The following is a 19,334-nucleotide window of genomic DNA, read 5'->3' as shown; positions in this document are numbered from 1 at the left end:
GAATATTTCCTGATTCCGTTCCTTTTTTACATAATGGATTGTAATGCATTGTGTAAGATTTCATATGAATGGTTTCCCATGCATGCCAGAATGATCTGGTCGATTGAACTATTCTGTAGAAGAAAGATTCTGATGGTCCGGATCGCTACACCAGCAGCTTTATCAGCCGGATACCCATACGCTCCCGTGCTGATGGCAGGAAATGCAATGGTTTTACATCCATTATCTGCAGCAAGCAGTAGAGAATTACGGTAGCAGTCTTCAAGTTTCTGCTCTTCATTTCCTTCGCCCCATATCGGACCTACGGTGTGAATCACAAATTTTGCAGGTAGTAAAAAACCCGGAGTAATTTTTGCCTCACCTGTTTTACACCCTCCAAGTTTCCTGCAGTATTCTTTCAGCTTTGGACCTGCTGCATGGTGTATTGCTCCATCAACTCCTCCACCACCAAGAAGAGAATTATTAGCAGCGTTTACGATTGCATCAACAGGAAGGGTGGTGATATCCGCTTTTATAACTTTAACACAGTCATTCATCAGTTCTCACCTGTGGGATTGGTGAACTATCACTGGTTGATCCCAAGTATATTGCACCGAGAGTGAGAAATACTCCGGCAAGGGTTACGCTGGTAAATGGCAGCCGGAAGATAAGTATGTCCCAGATAAATGCCCCGGCAGGCTGGAGTAAGAGAATTAGTCCCACTTTAATCGGAGTGGTAAAGGGAAGTCCGACAGAGATGAGAACCCAGGCGACAACCTGGCAGATGACGGCATAACCGGTGAGATACATCCAGGAATCGATTCCAGGGACTGTAAAACTGTTTCCTGTAAGGATAACAATGACACCGGTAATAATCGTAGTCAGGATTGATATCATGCAGAGAGTGGATATCTTTCCGCTTAGATCAAAGGTAACCTGCAGGGAGCGAAGGAGGATGACGTAACTTCCATACCAGATGGCGGTTGAAAGAGCCAGGATAGTGCCGATAAAAAAACCATCCGTTCCTCCCTCAATTCCGTGTCCACAAATTAAAAAGAGCCCGATGATTGATACCGGAATCGCAAGAATAATCCGTGCAGTAACTTTGGTATGAAATACTATGATGCTATAGAATGCCAGCACAAAGACCTGAAAATTCCCAAGGATTGTTGCAAGGCCCGGTCCTATCAGAAGAATACTCTGGTGCCAGCAGGAAAGATCAAGGGTATATGCCATACTGCATAAAAGAGCGATTCCAAATTGTCTCCTTCCCTGCCATAATTTTGCTTTGTATAGGATAACCAGTAGCAAGAGGGCAGGAAGGGAGAGTGCCATCCGGTAAAATGCCGAAGTTGTCGCACTTACTCCGGAGAGGACGACAAATACCGGAGAAAAACTGATAAGAGCTGCTCCAATAACAACAAACAACTGCCCGTATGTCGTGCCGGGATTTTGGAATATGTCCTTCATGGTTTATTGGCATCACATGCCGGATAATGACCCGAATGCTGTGTATACATCTGGTAAAACAAGAATATGAATCCGGCAGTTTTATCCGGAAAAATTATCGGTGATATTTTAGAAATCCCGGCCCAATCAGTTTAAATATTTCCATTGCCAGGACTGTAGTACATGCAAGGGTAAACAGTACTACCCATTGTGATAAGGTTACTGGCTGAAGTCCCAAAACCTCCTGGAGGATTGGAACATGCATTGCAATCTGGTGAAATGTCTGGGCCGCTAATACTGATCCTACAAGGAAAAGATTTCTTTTTAGAGGTGTTTTGAATGCTGATACATACTCAGATCTACAGTTAAAGACATGGACATTTTCAAGGAGCACAAAGAGGAGGACTGCAAGGTTTCGTGCGGTATTTTCCTCTACTCCGGTATGTATCATATAATACCAGGCAATAAACCCGACAAGTCCCATCACAACTGAAGATATCAGGATCTGGCTGATCATCTGGTTATTGAAAATACCCTGGGAAGGTGGCCGTGGTGGCCGTTCCATTGCTCCTTTTTCCCCAGGTTCGAATGCAAGACCGATATGTTGGATTCCATTTGTGACCAGGTTCAGCCAGAGGAGCTGTACAGCAAGAAGCGGAAGGGGAAGATGGGCTATCAGGGAACAGGTAAAGAGAATTACTTCTGCTGCTCCGGTTGAAACAAGCAGATACGTAACTTTTCTGATATTATCATATGCAAAACGTCCTTCTTCAATACCGGCAACGATTGATGAAAAGGTATCATCGGTAATGATCATCGATGAATTATCCTTTGCAATATCAGTTCCTGAACCCATTGCAACCCCGATATGTGCCCGGCGAAGAGCAGGAGCATCATTTACCCCGTCGCCGGTGACAGCAACAAAGTGACCCATCCTGATGAGAGCATCAACAATGGCAAGTTTCTGAACCGGTGTGACCCGTGCAAATACCCGGGCTTTTTGGACAAGATCGAAAAATTCCGGGATATCTACCGATCCAAGGACATCAATTTCCATGCCGGTGAGAACCTCATCCTGGCTATCGGCAATTCCAAGATCTCTTGCAATGGCAAGGGCGGTTGCCGGATGATCTCCGGTTACCATAACCACCTTTACGCCGGCGATCTGGCATTGCCTGACAGAATTTTGTGCATCCGGCCGTATGGGATCGATAAATCCTACATAACCCAGCAATACAAGTGGTGGAAGCCCGTTTATTATTGGATCATCCGGAATTCCTGGTGATATTGCCTGTGCAACTGCGAGAACCCGGTACCCGTTCTTTGCAAGTTCTTCTGCGGTTGCAAGAAGCATGCTGTTATCTGCCGGAATATCTCCTTCCTTTGTTCTCATCCGGGTACAATTAGGCACTACTGCTTCTGCTGCTCCTTTAATCCCGAATATTTCTCCTTCTGAACTGGAAAACGCTGCAGCAGAATACCGGCGGTCGGCTTCGAAAGGGATGAATAAGTGACGGTCAATGGTTTCCTGAATGTGGGTGGTGTCAAGACCGGATTTTCTGGCAAGAGCCAGAAATGCCACATCTACCGGATCTCCGGAATAGTGCCATTTCTCTTCAACCAATTTCAGCTGAGCTTCACTACACAAGGTGGCAATCCGGGTCAGTCTCTGCAGGTCGAGGGATTCCTGGTCAGAAATTGGTGTTCCGGAACTGGAAATTATCTCACCTTCGCCCGAATAACCGGTTCCTGTGACCGAAAACTCTTCACGTCCGGGCAGGAGAATGAGTCGGGCGGTCTGCTCATTCATTGTCAGGGTACCGGTTTTATCACTGGCTATAAGGGTACATGATCCAAGACTCTCAACTGCGGTCATCTTCCTGACAATAACATTTCTTTTAGCCATCCGGTGAGCAGCAATTGAAAGTACCACCGTGAGAGCTACCGGAAGACCTTCAGGAATTGCAGATACTGCAAGAGCTACCGCGAAAAAGAACACATCAATAATGCCCATCCCCTGATATACAGCAATCAGGCCAAGAACTGACGTTGCAATCAGAACTGCTATTGCAATATGCTGGGAAAATTTTTCCATCCTGATAATGAGTGGCGGTTTTGAACCAATGGTATCTGCAACAGCACTGGCAATCTTTCCAACTTCTGTGCAAATGCCAGTGTTCACAACATACCCCCGAGAGATTCCTCTGACCACAGTTGTTCCGGCAAACGCCATGTTTACCTGATCGCCAAGGGGAATGTCATCTGGGAGAGATGTAAGCTGTTTTGTTACTGGTACTGATTCCCCGGTCAGCACAGATTCATCAATTGAGCAGTCTGCTACCTGGATAAGACGAATATCCGCCGGTACACGTGTTCCGGATTCAAGAAAAACCAGATCTCCGGGAACCAGTTCTTCTGCCGGGATACGGATTTCCTTTCCGTCACGGGAAACGACAGCGGTTATTTTGAATAATTGCTGTAACGCTTTGGCACTCTGTTCTGCTTTCCATTCCTGGATTGTGCCGATTATTGCATTTATGAGTATTACAATGGTAATGAATGCAGTATCGGTGAGATGATCTAAAAACCGGGATAACAGGGCTGCTGCTATTAAAACATAAATAAGCGGGCTTTTGAACTGGTTAATAAATATCGTTACTACAGATGCTTTTTTCCCTTCCGGAAGTTCATTTTTTCCAAATTCTAAAAGTCGCGTTTTGGCTTCGGATGAGGTAAGACCATTTTTTTCCGTTACCAGTCTTTCCAGTATTGCAGGTTCCGGGAGTGAATGCCATCTAATCTCCTTTTTACAGTGAGATGATTCGTCCGGGGCCATATGTAGCCATTTTACCGGAGAAAGTAAAGCATTTCTTATAATGGGTTATAGAAAAGCACGCATAAGTATGTAATGATCATGATCTGTTTTATAAAGATGTATGTCATAGTGAACATCATCAGGTGATGGAAATGCTGGAAAATGTGAAAATCGGTAAGAAATTGATTGGTGGATTTCTGCTTACGATAGTCATAATGTTAATAATTGCCGGGGTGGGCTTTGTTTTCATCAGTAATCTCGCAGATAAGAGTGATCAAATGTACCAGGATCGCCTTCTTCCAATCCAGTATATCGGTGTCATTAACGGAGCATTCACACAATTCCGTGGGGATGCATACAAGGCTATGCTAATTCCGGAAGAACGGGAAGTGAGTCTGGCATCAGGAGATGCTGCATTAAAACTTGTTGATGAGCAGACTCTTCTCATTGATAAGGTTAATCTAAATCCTGAAGAACGAGAGATATTCGAGACCTTTAAGACTGCCTATAAAGGGTACTATTCGGAATCAATGAAAACTATTGACTTTGTTAAACAGAACAAAATTCCTGAAGCCATAGCCTCTCTTTCGGCGGGGACTCCTCTTGCAAATTACCGGGCTCAGTGTAATACTGCTCTTACGAGCCTTATGGAGACTAATCTTAAGGTTGCCGAAGAGATTAAAGCTGAAAATGATCGTAACGCCGAGACAGCTAAAACCTCCATGATTATTGTCACAATTATTGGTGCTATAGTTGGTATCGGGTTTGCATATGCTTTAACCCGGAGTATCACCGGACCTCTCTCAAAAACTGTTGAGATGATCGAAGAAATGAATCACGGCCATCTCGGCATGAGACTTGGAATGACCAGGAAAGATGAGATTGGAGAACTCTCCGGAACCATGGATAATTTTGCAAATAATCTCCAGAACGAAGTTATCGGCATCATGAAAAAGATAGCCGGCGGAGAAAAAGTGTCATCTATCCCAATCATGGATGAGAGGGATGAAATCGGCCCTGCATTAAAGCTAACCGCTGAAACAATTAACAGTCTTATCGATGAGACCAAAACCCTCGCAAATGGAGCAGCAGAAGGGGATTTAAATATCCGGGGAGATGCTGATCAGTTTAAGGGAGGTTACCGTGACATCATCGCTGGAATCAATACTACTCTTGATAATATCATTGGTCCGGTAAATGAAGCAATGAACCTTGCCGGAGCATATGCACTCGGGGATTTTTCTGCAAGATTCAGTACAAATGTCACGGTAAAAGGGGATTTCATTCCTTTCCGTGATTCACTCAATAAAATTGGTATCGAAACCGGCCAGGCAATTGGTCAGGTCAAAAAGGAAGTTGATTCACTCCTTGCCGGAATGGAAGAGACCAGTGCCAGTGTCGAGGAGGTTACTGCCGGAGCTCAAAACCTGGCACATAATGCTTCTGTTGTCAGTGATCTCTCTGAAAAGAGTGGAGAAGGTGTATCACAGGTTCTTCAGGCGATGAGTGACCTTTCGGTTACCGTTGGTTCTGTAGCAGGACAGGCAAATGAAGTAGCAAACCTGACCCAGGAAACCGATAATCTCTCACGGGAAGGATCCTCTCTGGTTGGAAGGGTAGAAAAAGGCATGCAAAAGATCTCCGGCTCTGTCAATGAAACTGATCAGGTCGTTGGTGAGATTGGAAAACAGATGGAGGATATCGGGACCATTGTTAATGTTATCAGTTCTATTGCTGACCAGACCAATCTTTTGGCTCTCAATGCAGCCATTGAAGCAGCCCGGGCTGGTGATGCAGGCCTTGGGTTTGCGGTTGTTGCTGATGAAGTGAAATCGTTGGCCCTGGAATCTCAAAAATCAGCCGAAAAAATTGCGACCCTCATTTCAGACCTTCAAAGGAAATCCAAGGCAGTGACGGAGTCCATGAAAACATCTCTTGTGGATGTTGAAGAAGGAAATGTTGCCGTGAGAGAAACCCTTACGGTATTTAACAAAATTGCTGAAGCAATTGGAACGGTTTCAATCAGGGTTGGTGAAGTGGCAGGAGCCAGTGAGGAACAGGCAGCATCTGTCGAGGAGGTTACTGCAAGTGTCAATGAACTTGGGGATCTAATTGAACAGGCTGCAAAAGAAGCGGTTGACTCATCTGCTGCTACAGAAGAGGCATCTGCAGCCCTTGACCAGATTACCCGGGTCATTACCGATTCAACAGCATCAATAGACAGAATATCCCAGTCCATGGGCAGGTTCAGCACTCAATGATTCGGGGGTGGTTGCCGGTGTATCTGGTAAAGAATAAGTGTTCCGATAATGAGTATATAAATTAACAGGCTTTTTAAAAAAGCGAAAAAATTATTCCTTTTTTGTGATTCTGAATTTACCTGCTGGAATTACAATCTCAAATTTTGCTCCTTTTCCTTCTATTCCACATTCTCTGATGGACATCCCCGTGATAGAAAGAATCTCTCTGGCAAGAAAAAGTCCGATTCCTGTATGTTTCCCATAACCATGATTAAAAATCCTCTTTTTTTTATCGGTTGGGATACCTGCTCCATCATCCTCACAGGTAATAATACATGTCCCTTCTGATTCATGAGCTGAAAAATTAACTCTGGAAATGTTCACACCATGTCGGATTGCATTTTCCATCAGAGTAACAAACACTTTGCGAAGAATTGGTTCTCCATATATCTCAAGGTCAGGAGAGATCTGATTTTCAATCACAACCTTTTCAGAATGGATTTCTGTTTTTGCGGATTCGATTATTGGGTATATGAATTTCCATCCACTTGAGATCGTACCAAAACTCTCATATTCTCTGGTAAATCCAATGGTTGCCTCCATATTTTTACATACACCAGCAGCAGATGCAGTCCACTTATGAATCTCCTCAAGGTCATTTTCTTCCTGAATCAAATCCAGTGTTAGCCCCACGGCTGATATATGATTAATAATATCATGCCGGGTCAGACCTGTAAGAAAAATTAATTTTTTGTTTGCCTCTTCAAAGGCTTCTTTTGTCCGAATTAATTCTGAAATATCTTCTATGGCTAAAAGGATTAGATCCGGTACTCCGTTTTTTCCCGTTAAAACACGTGCGTTCAGAATTAAAATCCGCTCCCCAATGTCCGGGAATATGTGTTTCACTTCAATATCTTCAAACGAGGTTTTTTCCGGCAGGATTGTTTGTAGAAGGGAGATTAGATGGGGGATGTTCCATTGATTATTATTGATCTCTGTAAGTTTTTTCCCCTCTATTTCAGGTGCTGATGTATGAAAGATTCGATAATACGAATGACTCGCTGACACAACGGTTAAATTCTTGTCCAGAACAAGGAGAGGATCCCGTATTGTGTTCACGATATTCTCTGCATACTCACGTGACTGGATTACTTCCTCTTCAGCAATTTTCCGAATGTTAATATCGGTAAAGGATAACACTATGCCGTCGATAACGTTCTCAAGAGTCCGGTAGGGTAAAATTCTGACCAGAAACCATGTATTATCCATTGTCTTTATCTCTTTTTCTTTTGGAACAAGAGAATCAAGGACAATTTGTGCTTCCTCAATCAGATCATCCTGTACTATCATAGATTTGATATCACAGAGTTTTCTTCCTACATCAGAAACAACGAGTTTATAGAGCGTTGTTGCCTCAGGGGTAAACCACCGAATGACAAAATCAGTATCAAGGAAGATTGTCCCAATCCCTGTACTACTCAGGAGATTTTTCATATCATTTTGCATTTCAGCAAGTTGACTGATTTTTGCCTGTAATTCGGCGTTTACTGTCATCATCTCTTCATTGACGGATTGAATTTCCTCTTTTGATGTTTCAAGTTCCTCATTTGTGGACTGGAGTTCCTCATTGGTTGATTGCAGTTCTTCATTAGCGGCCTGCATCTCCTCGATAGTGGCATTAAGGTTTTCTTTTGTATATTGGAGTTCTTCCTCAAGTTTTTTTATTGGTTCAGGTTGTATGTGTTTTTTGCCTGAATGTTGTTTCCTGAAGGATTCTTCCCCGAGGTCATCTGTATCGCTTACAATAAAACTGATAATCAGAATATTTTGTGTCGTTTCTGAACTTGTTACAGACCTTACTTCGAGATGAACCGTTTCAAACCCACCATTGGTTCGCACCTGCAGATCTTTTTTGACAACTATGGTCTTCTTGGTTTTTGCGATAGTAATTGCAGACCTGAGCTCTAATTGCAATCCTTCACGTGCCATCTCAACAACTGACAAAGTGGCCTGCCCCTGCGCCGGACGAAGAAATTTTCCGGTATCCCCATATACATAGATAATATTTCCATCTTCATCTGTTACGACGGATGGAGGGATGTAGGCTTTAAGTAATGCATTTTTTGTCAGTTCGACTACTTTCGGCTCTTTGTGTCCGGATGGGATGTCTGAATGAAATGTGGGTGGATATAAAATACCATTAGTTTGGGCGGTTTCCATGGTTGCCAGAACCGGGCTTCTGATTCCTGTCGCCTGGTAGATCTTCCACTTTCTACTCAGTGGTTTAAATATATCCTGATGGGTTCCAACACTCTCAGATCTCGAGAGGAATAGTATTCCTCCCGGATTTAATGAATAATGAAAAGCGGGAATCACTCTGGACTGGAGTTCTGGTTCAAGATAAATGAGAAGATTACGGCTACTTAAGAGATCCAGTTTGATGAACGGAGGATCCCTGATGATATTCTGGGTTGCGTAAATTACCATCTCCCTAATTTCCTTTTTAACCTGAAATCCTGTCTCTTCCCGGACAAAGAATTTGTTCAGGCGTTCCGGAGTGATATCCGTAACAATATTTGGTGGATAAAAACCCCTTCGTGCGATGGCTATGACATCTTCAGCGATATCAGTGCTGTATATCTGGACCTTACAATCTTTCTCCAATTCATCAAGTACTTCTCTGATGATAATTGCAAGTGAGTATGCTTCTTCACCAGTTGCGCAACCAGGCACCCAGACCCGGAATGCTTCAAAATTTTCTTTTACTCTGATTAAATCTAAAAGAACCTTATTTTTTAAAAATTCGAATGCTTCAGGGTCACGAAAAAAACTGGTAACATTGATGAGCAATTCCCGAAAGAGAATTCTGACTTCTTCTGAATTTTCCTGCAGAAACCCAGCGTAACCATCCAGATCTTCTATGGTATGAACTGACATACGCCTGGAAATTCTACGCAGAATTGTACTCTTTTTGTATTGTGAGAAATCATGGCCGGTTTTGGATTTGATAATTTGTAGTATCCGCGACAATGCTTCTTTTTTGTCTAATACAGGTGGTTCACTTGAAACTAGGGAAAACCCGGTTTTTTGATCATAGAAATTCTTCAGAGTATCAATAAGCCTGGCAGGGATCTGTTCTACCGGGAGAACATATGTTGCATATCCTGCATTTATTGCACTCGATGGCATACCGTTATATTTTGCCGTTTTTGGATCCTGTACAAAGGTAAGTCCTCCAACTCCCTGAATAGCCCGGAGACCTAAGGTTCCATCAGTCCCGGTACCGGAGAAAATTATACCTATGGCTCTATCTCCCAGTTCTTCAGCGAGAGAACGAAAGAACAGATCAATTTTCATGGGCTGGCCATGAACTGTGTCAGGAATGCTGAGATTAATCCTGCGTTTGCAAAAAGTCATCTCACGGTTCGGGGGAATAATGTAAACATGGTTTGGATGAACCTCCATCTGGTCTTTCGCTTCAAGAACAGATAATTTTGTTACTCTTCCGAGAATATCAACGAGCATACTCTCGTGATCTGGATCAAGATGGGGGACAAGAATATAAATTATCCCGGTATCAATTGGAACAGAATGAAAAAATTTTTCGAAAGCTTCAAGGCCTCCGGCTGATGCTCCAATTCCAACAATAGGTGGGGAACTATTATTTCGTTCTGGGATAGATCTCAGTTCTGATTTTTCTTTGGATAATCCTGACATGAGGTAATATTCCCTGTTTTTACAAAATTATATTCAAAGGTGGATTCTGATGGTTGGAACAATGTGAAATCCAGCATAAGATGATTAGTATCTCCATTATGATGTTGATTAAATAATAATTATGGTTTTTGAAAATATTTACGTAAAATTTGTTTAATCATTTGATACACTGCATTTACTGTGATATCTGTCATTCTATCAGGATATATTAATTTCCAAGATGTATTACTATTGAGTGTTCTCTTTGATCATCAATCAGATGTATCTTTTTGTCATCCTGGGAAATACCATCAATATCAACTGATTGTACCTGTAATCCCCTGCCAGAATTCATTACCTCAATATGATATATTGTTGACCGGTATCGGTAATCAATCTGAAATGACTTCCATGTTGCCGGAATACAGGGTTCTAATGTTATAATCTCTCCGGTGAGTCTTAATCCGAGAAGTGACTCCAGAATGAGTGTATACATCCACCCTGCAGAACCAGAGTACCAGGTCCAGCCTCCCCTACCGGTATGAGGAGGAGCAGCATAGATATCTGAGGCGATAACGTACGGCTCGACCCGGTATTTCGTCACATCAACAGGTGTTTTACAATGATGAACCGGATTAATAAGTGGCAGCAAACTCCAGGCGGTTTCATGATCACACAATGCAGCAAAAGCCATCACGACCCAGATTGCAGCATGGGAATAATGCCCTCCGTTCTCCCTGACCCCGGGGACATATCCTTTGATATATCCTGGATCTATGGGGTCGTTGTTAAACGGAGGGGTAAAGAGAGTTATTAGCTTGTCATCATGCCTGATAAGAAGCTCTTTCACTGCACCCATCGCGGACATTGCTTTTTCTTCTGATATGGCACCGGATAGAACTGCCCAACTTTGTGCAATAGAATCTATCTTGCATTCCTGATTTGTAACAGAGCCAAGAGGTTCGCCTGAGTCAAAGTATGCACGAAGGTTCCATTTCCCATCCCATCCATGTATCTCCAGATTTTTCTTAAGCTCCCTGGCATTCGTCAGACAAAATGATGCAAATGCAGGATCATGATACAATTCTGCAATTTTTTGAAATTGAATTAATAGATCATAAAGGAAAAATCCCAACCATACACTCTCCCCTTTTCCTCCAGCACCAACCAGATTCATTCCATCATTCCAGTCTCCGGTTCCAATAAGAGGAAGGCCGTGTATTCCAAATTTTAAACCGAACCGGATTGCCCGGGTGCAGTGTTCGTATAAGGTTCCAGATTCCCCGGATTTGCCTGGCAGGTCATAATATGAATCCTCATCCGGGAGAATTTTCCTCCCTTCGAGATAAGGTATTGGTTCATCCAGAATTCCCGTGTCATTGGTACTTAGTACATACCGACAGGTGACAAATGGGAGCCATAAATAATCGTCAGAGCATCTGGTCCGGACTCCCCGGTTTCCTGGCGGGTGCCACCAGTGCTGGACATCCCCTTCAACAAACTGGTGTCCGGAATTGAGAAGAAGTTGTGCTCTCACAAGTTCCGGTCTTGTATGTATGAGAGCCATCACGTCCTGCAATTGATCCCGAAATCCGAATGCCCCTCCGGATTGATAAAATCCCGTTCGTGCCCAGAGTCTGCAGGTAATTGTCTGGTATATGAGCCATCCATTCATGAGAAGATCCACAGATGGATCAGGGGTTCTGATTTTAACCTGGTTTAGCGTTTCATTCCAATATTCATGCAACTCTTTTAACATTGCACGTGCTTTTCCTATTCCCCGGGTTTGTTTGACAAGGTTTTTTGCATCTTCATCATCTTTCCCCACGCCGAGGGTAAAAATAATTTCCTGTTCCTCACCATCAGTAAGTTCACAGGGAACTTGCATCGCTGCACAGGGATCAAGCCCGGCTCCAACTTTATTTGATAAGTGAACCTGTTCCATTCCTGCAGGTTTATCTAGTCCTCTGTTTCTCCCGATGAACTCATACCGGTCACCGGTTATGGTGCGACTAACGATGTTTGAATCAAGAAATGCGACTCTTCCTGGAAATTCATTATTATATGGATTTTTAGCAAAAACTGCGCATGAATCCTTATCGGTTTCTGTAATCACGTAGAAAAGTGATTTTGATCTGAGTTCTGCAAGAGTCCATTCAACATATCCGGTGACTGACAGAGTTCTGGTCCGGCCGGACTGGTTTCTTATCCGAAGAGACATAACTTTCACCGGAAGGTTGATTGACACAAAGACTGTTAGTTCTGTAAGAATTCCCCCTTTACATGACTTAAAAACAGAATATCCAAATCCATGCCGAACAATGTAACTATTTTCTCTTCCTGCAGGGAAAGGAGTAGGAGACCAGTATTCCCCCGTCTCTTCGTCCCTGATATAAATGACCTCTCCTGAAAGATCCTGTACCGGGTCGTTCATCCAAGGGGTGAGCCTGAATTCATGAGAATTTTCACTCCAGGTATACGAACTTCCACTCTCTGATAGTATCGTCCCAAAATTCTCGTTAGCAATGACATTTATCCAGGGTGCAGGTGTTTTTTTTCCTTTTCCTGTAAAGATGAAATATTCTTTTCCATCCTGAGAAAATCCTCCGGTACCATTAAAATAGAGAAGATCATCGCCTGATATATGCAAATCTGCTTCTTTTTCATCGGAAGGTGAACGTGAAGGGAGCAAATGAGAGACTTTTATCTCGTCCCCTGATTCACGTTCAATCTGTTCCGTAAGGGTGCCCCATCTATCAGAAATTATCATCCGGGCCACGGTCTGGATAAGGATGCGATCCTCGTCAGACATCTGCTCAAGACGTCTGATAAAAATGCCCCCTTTCTGGTTTAATAACATCGAATCAGTCCCCTGGGGCATCTGATGCATAATTTCTTCATTCAGTTCCTGTCGGTATCCTGATTGATCTTCATTCCAGATTACCAGGTCAACAACCAGTCCTTTCATTCTCCAGTAGGCATGTGCCTGAACCATTTCTTTTATAAGACGGATATGTTTCCTGCTCTGAATCCGGACAAGCACAATAGGGACATCACCTGAAATACCATACCCCCAAAGACCTGACTGCCCCCGGGTATTCTTTTGCAGCACTTTCCTGGCTGCCCTTCTTGAAGGATTTGCGTAAATAATTGAAGATGCGAGTGCTCCATACAATTGTGCATCACGTTCAGTTGCATTAAGCTGGGTAAGCATAACCTGGGTATGAGTCCAGGCTAATTCTGAAACCCGGTCAGCGATGTATTCATCGTAATACTTTTCTATCAGGGATACTGACCCATCACGGCTTTCACAAACTCCGGTAAAGATATTCACTCCTGCTGTTTCCTGTGGTTCCAAAGTGATAGTGCATCTAATTGAAACAACGGGGTCAAGAACAGAACCAGAAGTATCAGAAAGGGTAGAAGAATCGGTCATAGCAACAGGATTTGAAAGAGAATTTCCCCGACCGATAAATTGAGAGCGATCTGTCTCAAATGAAACATTTCGTACCTGATTTCCATGAGTCGTCATAAGATGGAGCATCCAGGGGGGATTTTCTCCTGCTGATCGTGGTCTTCTCGTAGCTAATATTGCATTTTTCTCCCTGATTATTTCCGTCTGAACAAACAGGTTACTAAAGGCCGGATGGGATTCATCTGAAGACTGAGGGGCAAGTACCACTTCGGCGTAACTGGTAAATTCAATGGTTCGCCGTTTCCAGGATCTGTTTGTCACCCGTATCCTGCGTAGTTCGACATCATCCTCCGGAGAGACAATAATCTCGGTACGCGTATCAAATTCCCTGTCTTTTCGATGAAACTCAGCACAGGCCTGTTTGAATACTACCTGGTATGTATCAGGTTTTTTTATGGTTGGTTGATATCCGTTTGACCAGAATTCCCCACTTGCAAGATCCCTGATATAGCAGAACGAACCGCAATTGTCAGTGGTAGGATCTTCCCGCCACCTTGTTATTGCAAGATCATTCCATCGGGTGTAGCCTGATCCACTATTCGTTATCATAATATGGAATCTGCCGTTTGAGAGGAGATGCACTTCAGGACGGGGTGTGTCTGCTGTATTGAAGGTTCGCATAAAAGATTCTGAAATACCTGTTTTTTTATGAACCCCCTGAAGATCTCCGGTATGTGGATAAAAGGGTGCTATCCGTGGCATTTTTTCCTGAAGTAGCATCAACGTTGCATGAAGAATCGGATCTGCTTCAAATCTTTTTTGCATCGGGCGATCCAGAAGGGTATAAGCGAGGGAGAGAAGAGCCATTCCCTGGTGGTGCACCATGAATGATTGTACTATTGCATGTTTTTTGCCTGGAGGGACTCTGGACGGAGTAAAATCCACGGCTTCATAAAACCCATACTGACCTTCGTAACCAAGAGTCTCCATCTCTTTGATATTCACATATGCTGCAGGGGGATCTACCATCAGTCCCATTATTGCCGCATAAGGAGCAATGACCAAGTCTTCAGAAAGACCTCGTTTGAATCCAAGGCCTGGAACTCCAAATGCCCGGTACTGATAATTTTTCATGGTATCAGTGATGTTATACCCGGACTCTGAAATCCCCCATGGGATACTTCTTTGCCTGCCATATTCCATTTGTCTGGCTACTATTGCATGATACGTCCTATCAAGAAGAGTATTTTCGTAAGTGGGCATCACCAGGAGGGGCATTAGATATTCGAACATCGATCCACTCCATGAAATGAGTGTCGGTTTTCCTTTTCCGGTTGTCGTAAGCAGACGCCCTAAGGCAAACCAATGTTCCTGCGGAAGCTGACCTCGGGCAATACCAATAAAACTGGTAAGTCGTGCCTCTGATGCCAGTAAATCATAAAAACTTGCATCACGTTTCAGATCTGTCGCATTATATCCGATTGAAAGGAGATTACTTGTCTGATCATACAAAAATTCAAATTCAATTTCAGAGAATTCATGGCACTTATCTGTAAGGAATGACAATAGCACAAGTAACTCTTCTGCCTGCTTACTCGAATGCTGAATCTCATCAAGAGTCCGGACAAGCCATTGATATCCTGAACCTGATGCATTTTCCGTCTCTTTTTGGTTTTCCAGCCAATTCAAAAGAGGAACTATCTCTTTTAAGAGGTTTTGTCGTATTTCTGCAATTTCTCTGAATGTTGGCAATTGATTGTTCAGGATTTCTAGTTTTGCACTAAAAATTGAGAGATATGGAACCAGATCCAATGGAATCTCATTTCTTAAGTTCTCAGGGAGGTTTCCTGTGGATCCCCAGGAAACAAATCTCATCAGATCGGTAGTAAATGGTTCTATCTGGCGTTTAATTGCACCTGCCCAATATCGAGATTCATCATCAGGATGAGAATTGAGTATGGCGAAGATTTCCTCAGCAATTCTATTAATATTTGAGAGGTAATCCTGGATTTCATAGGTTCTACACGGCATCGGGGTTACTGTATTTTGTAGATCGACTATTTTTGACTGGACAAATTCCATTGACTCTGTTTTCATTTGGTCCGAATATTTCTCCAGAGCACCAGAGAGGAGAAGAATCGTATCACTGAGTCCATCAGAAAAAGAATGGGAAATTATTTGTTCCCCTGGAATTTTATCTAATCCCTGCCTCAAAACAAGTATGTCACCAACAAGATTTCCACTATCGACAGTGGAAATATACCGTGGGAGAAGTGGCTCTAACGTGATAGTATCGTACCAGTTGTAAAAATGACCCCTGAATCTCTTTAATTTTCCCATGGTGGTAAAGGTTTTTTGGGTTTTGTCAACAAGAATGCCTGCCGGAATATATCCAAAATCGTAAGCAGCAAGAGTTGATAGAAGAGAGAGCCCGATATCTGTTGGAGAGGTACGATGAGCAATTGCTGTAACTGGTTGCTCCTGGTAATTATCAGGAGGAAGGTAGTGATCTTCAGCGGATACAAATGTCTCAAAAAACCGCCAGGTTTTCCGGGCGATTCCTCGCAAAAAACGCTGCTGGGTCTGTGAAAGGTGAGTGGTCTGGTTTATTATCGGTTTACTTATCCACCAGGCAGTAGCTGGAGAAAGGGTCCATGCAAGAGCAAAAAGAGTTATGACAACAGAATTTCTTATGCTACCGGTTATCATGCAGATGAGAATTGCTATTCCTAGTAAGGGAGCTGGCCACATATTCCGGTATGCATGGAAAAATCCTGAGTTGCTTGTCCGTCCTGCTTCCTGATGTGTTGTCCATTCTAACAGATTACGATGTGAAACAGTCATCCGCCAGCATGAACGAAGAATTGCATCTAAATTATTATATGCTTCGTAGGGAAGGAATGTAAGGGTAGCGAGATGAATTATTAGTTTATCCCGGAATTCTCTGGCCGTATCATGAAAATGTAGTCTCCTGGTCTGTTCCGCTGGTTTTTTAAGGAAGTTCCAGCCTGCAGTAATAATCGGTGGAACCAGGTACAGGGAAACAATAAAAACTGTCCAGAAGAGAAGATCCTGAAGGAAAATCCATGAAATAAAAAAAAGGAGAATTGTTGCAGGAGCTACCAGACTTCTTCTCAGGTTGTCAAAGATTTTCCATCTGGAGAGAAATGAGAGTGGATTTCTGTGTTTTTCTGATGTATTGTCCGGTACGGATGGAAACAACCAAGGCAGTATTTGCCAGTCCCCTCTTACCCATCTATGTCTTCTTTTCATATCCGCCAGATAACTGCCCGGGAACTCTTCAAAGATCTGAACATCAGTGACAAGACCGGTTCTGGCAAAACATCCTTCCAGAAGATCATGACTTAAAATGAGATTTTCCGGAAATCGTCCTTTTACTGTCCTGGAGAAAACTTCAAGATCATAAATTCCTTTTCCAATAAAAGAGCCTTCATGAAAAGCATCCTGATACACATCAGACACGGCCCTGGTGTAGGGATCTATTCCCTGTTCACCGCCGAATATGGATACAAATCGTGATACTGTGGTTTTGGATAAAGAGATGGTTACACGGGGCTGAAGAATGCCGTATCCTTTCTGAATCACCCCGGTTATTGGATCTGATACCGGTTTGTTAAGTGGATGAGCACATGCACCGATCAGTTTTTTTGCACTATTTCGTGGGAGTTCTGTGTCGGTATCGAGGGTTATTACATATCGTATATCTTTCAGAATGTCCGGGTTGCCGATAAGGCAGGAGAATGGGTTTTTTCCGGTTCCAGACTGGAGTATGCTGAATGCCTCAAGAATTCCTCTTTTCCTTTCATATCCCATGAATTTGTTTTCATCCGGGTTCCAGCTACGGGACCGGTGCATGAGAAAAAAGGGATTTGTACGTTCATTTTGGTATTTATCATTTAAAGATTGAATTCCTGCACTCAGTTTTTGGACTATTATATTATCTTCAGATATCTCTTCTGTAGGTGCATTCTTAAGATCGGTTAATAACGCAAAATACAGGTTTTTGTCCTGGTTGGCAAGATATCTGATCTCCAGTGAGTCGATAAGGTCTAAAACATCTGCCAGTTCTGAAAGAACAGTAGGTATAACAACGATTGTTTTTTTATTGTCCGGGATACCTTCTGAATAATCCATCTTTGGGAGAGTGACAGGTGAGAGAACCAGGGAAGAGATCCAGTTTACTATCTCTATCACTCCCTGACTTACCGGAAAAATTAGGAAATAAAGAAAAGGCAAAGCAATTATCCAATCGCTGGAAGAATGGCAATTCCAGGCTAAAAAAACCACAATGAAAGTTATGAAAATAATTGCAGAGAAGTAGAGGGTATGGAGTAGACGATGTCCGGTTTTTTTTATTAGATCTAAATATGGGGGATTGTATGAGAGTGCTTTCAGAAGTTCCTCTTTACCATCATCAATCAGGAAATACCCTACATGAAAACTCCGGATATTATTATCAGGATTCAATCGACGGATGGATGCAAGTTCTACCGCTTTTTTTGCTACCAGTTCCTCAGAGAATCCCCCTTTTTTTGCAATTTTCTCAACTGCATGCCGGTACCGGTCACGGGTTTCAAAATCCATCTCTGCATATACATCTGCAGAGTCACTTCGAAGCGAATGTTCTACAACACTCAACCTCTCGATGAAATCCCTCCAGTCTATTGTATCAAGGAGACGAAGGCTGTTAATACTGTTTCCAAAGGATACCTGATCTGCTGCTTGTGCCTGTGTCTCAGCATTTATTAAAAGTTCGATGGTAAGATTTCGTTCAGTAAGCCTCTGTTCTATCCAGGAAAGTGGAAATAAGAGAGTGCCGGATCTCCCCTGTAATTTTCGTGCCATTTCTGCAACGAAAGCACTGGTAAGGGTGGGATCAGAACGTGCCATGTCTGCAATAACAAGGATGAGATTCTTTGGTTCCTTCCTGGCTACTTCGATCATCCGATCCACATAGTGATCTGCACAATCACGATCAGTTTTGTTTGAAGAGATAATGTCAGATATTCTGCGTAAATTCTCTATCAAAGCCAGTCTTAACATGATTGGAACAGCCCAGAGTTCGCCTAGCAACAAAGGGCTGACACTTTGGTATGCATCGATAAAATTAAAGAGATTATTTACATCTATTCTCCCATCAGAATGAGCAATGAGTTCTCTTGCAATATAAAAAACCCGGGGATACCCTTCAAGAGGTCCGTTAGCCATATGAGGAAGTTCTTTACTGAATTTTTCAGGGAGATGGAGACGGGCGGTTCTTACCTGTTCCTCAACAAGGTAAAAATTATCCAAAAGCCATTCTCCTGCAGGAGCGACCGGATGGTTTTCTTCAAAGGATTTATTCAGTAATTTGTGTGTTTTAAGGAGGATTATTTCATTCTCTGCAAGTCTTGGAAGAAGACGGTCAAGTCCTTGCCTGGTATCTATTCTAAATGAACTGGCAGATTCTTTTGCATGTTCTATCAGTTGGTCCCCGCTATAGAGTTCATCACGAATCGGGCCTGTATCTGAATATAAAATGCCAGGTTCTTTTTTTATTATTTTTTGTCTGAATAATGATATGTTCCACAAATGATTTCTTTCTCCTGTACGTAATCAGTTCCCCTAAAAAAAGAAATATTCCGGGTTTTTAGAATATGATTGAATTTCCTGATACAATCTCTAAATGCCAGATGTCTCTAAAAGGACTTCAGAGTAGATGAATATATCGGTGTTCCCT

General features: G+C 42.8%; 6 protein-coding genes. 1 reads left to right on the top strand and 5 read right to left on the bottom strand.

The annotated features are described in order from the left end of the window. Positions 1-26: 26 nt before the first annotated feature. The 3 genes from DLD82_RS02580 to DLD82_RS02570 form a co-directional block, all read right to left on the bottom strand. Positions 27-536, bottom strand: coding sequence for an O-acetyl-ADP-ribose deacetylase (locus DLD82_RS02580; protein WP_109939539.1), 510 nt, complete (start codon positions 534-536; stop codon positions 27-29). After that, entirely contained in the window at positions 529-1,449 is a 921-nt protein-coding gene (locus tag DLD82_RS02575) for a DMT family transporter (protein ID WP_109939538.1), read from the bottom strand. The genes DLD82_RS02580 and DLD82_RS02575 overlap by 8 nt, the downstream gene beginning before the upstream one ends. A 94-nt stretch (positions 1,450-1,543) precedes the next feature. Beyond that, positions 1,544-4,264, bottom strand: coding sequence for a cation-translocating P-type ATPase (locus DLD82_RS02570; protein ID WP_109939537.1), 2,721 nt, complete (start codon positions 4,262-4,264; stop codon positions 1,544-1,546). A gap of 131 nt (positions 4,265-4,395) precedes the next feature. Here DLD82_RS02570 and DLD82_RS02565 point away from each other — a divergent pair, with 131 nt between their 5' ends. Next, the gene (locus tag DLD82_RS02565) at positions 4,396-6,504 is read left to right on the top strand and encodes a methyl-accepting chemotaxis protein (RefSeq protein ID WP_181391209.1); all 2,109 of its coding nucleotides are present in this window, start codon (positions 4,396-4,398) and stop codon (positions 6,502-6,504) included. 90 nt (positions 6,505-6,594) lie between these two features. Here the strand turns inward: DLD82_RS02565 and DLD82_RS02560 are convergent, their stop codons facing one another. Together DLD82_RS02560 and DLD82_RS02555 are read right to left on the bottom strand one after the other, a co-directional pair. Then, positions 6,595-10,200, bottom strand: coding sequence for a chemotaxis protein CheB (locus tag DLD82_RS02560; protein WP_109939535.1), 3,606 nt, complete (start codon positions 10,198-10,200; stop codon positions 6,595-6,597). A 208-nt stretch (positions 10,201-10,408) separates the two neighbouring features. Next, positions 10,409-19,186, bottom strand: coding sequence for a GH36-type glycosyl hydrolase domain-containing protein (locus DLD82_RS02555; RefSeq protein ID WP_245920343.1), 8,778 nt, complete (start codon positions 19,184-19,186; stop codon positions 10,409-10,411). Positions 19,187-19,334: the final 148 nt, after the last annotated feature.

Origin of the sequence: Methanospirillum stamsii (assembly GCF_003173335.1) — an archaeon.
Taxonomy (GTDB): Archaea; Halobacteriota; Methanomicrobia; order Methanomicrobiales; family Methanospirillaceae; genus Methanospirillum; species Methanospirillum stamsii.
The sequence above is the reverse complement of the archived record's forward strand: the minus strand, read 5'-3'. Positions and strand labels throughout refer to the sequence as shown.

Excerpts from the sequence above, each read along its gene's own strand:
- DLD82_RS02580 (WP_109939539.1), bottom strand. The coding sequence starts at position 536 with ATGAATGACTGTGTTAAAGTTATAAAAGCGGATATCACCACCCTTCCT.
- DLD82_RS02565 (WP_181391209.1), top strand. The coding sequence starts at position 4,396 with ATGCTGGAAAATGTGAAAATCGGTAAGAAATTGATTGGTGGATTTCTG.
- DLD82_RS02575 (WP_109939538.1), bottom strand. The coding sequence starts at position 1,449 with ATGAAGGACATATTCCAAAATCCCGGCACGACATACGGGCAGTTGTTT.
- DLD82_RS02560 (WP_109939535.1), bottom strand. The coding sequence starts at position 10,200 with ATGTCAGGATTATCCAAAGAAAAATCAGAACTGAGATCTATCCCAGAA.
- DLD82_RS02570 (WP_109939537.1), bottom strand. The coding sequence starts at position 4,264 with ATGGCCCCGGACGAATCATCTCACTGTAAAAAGGAGATTAGATGGCAT.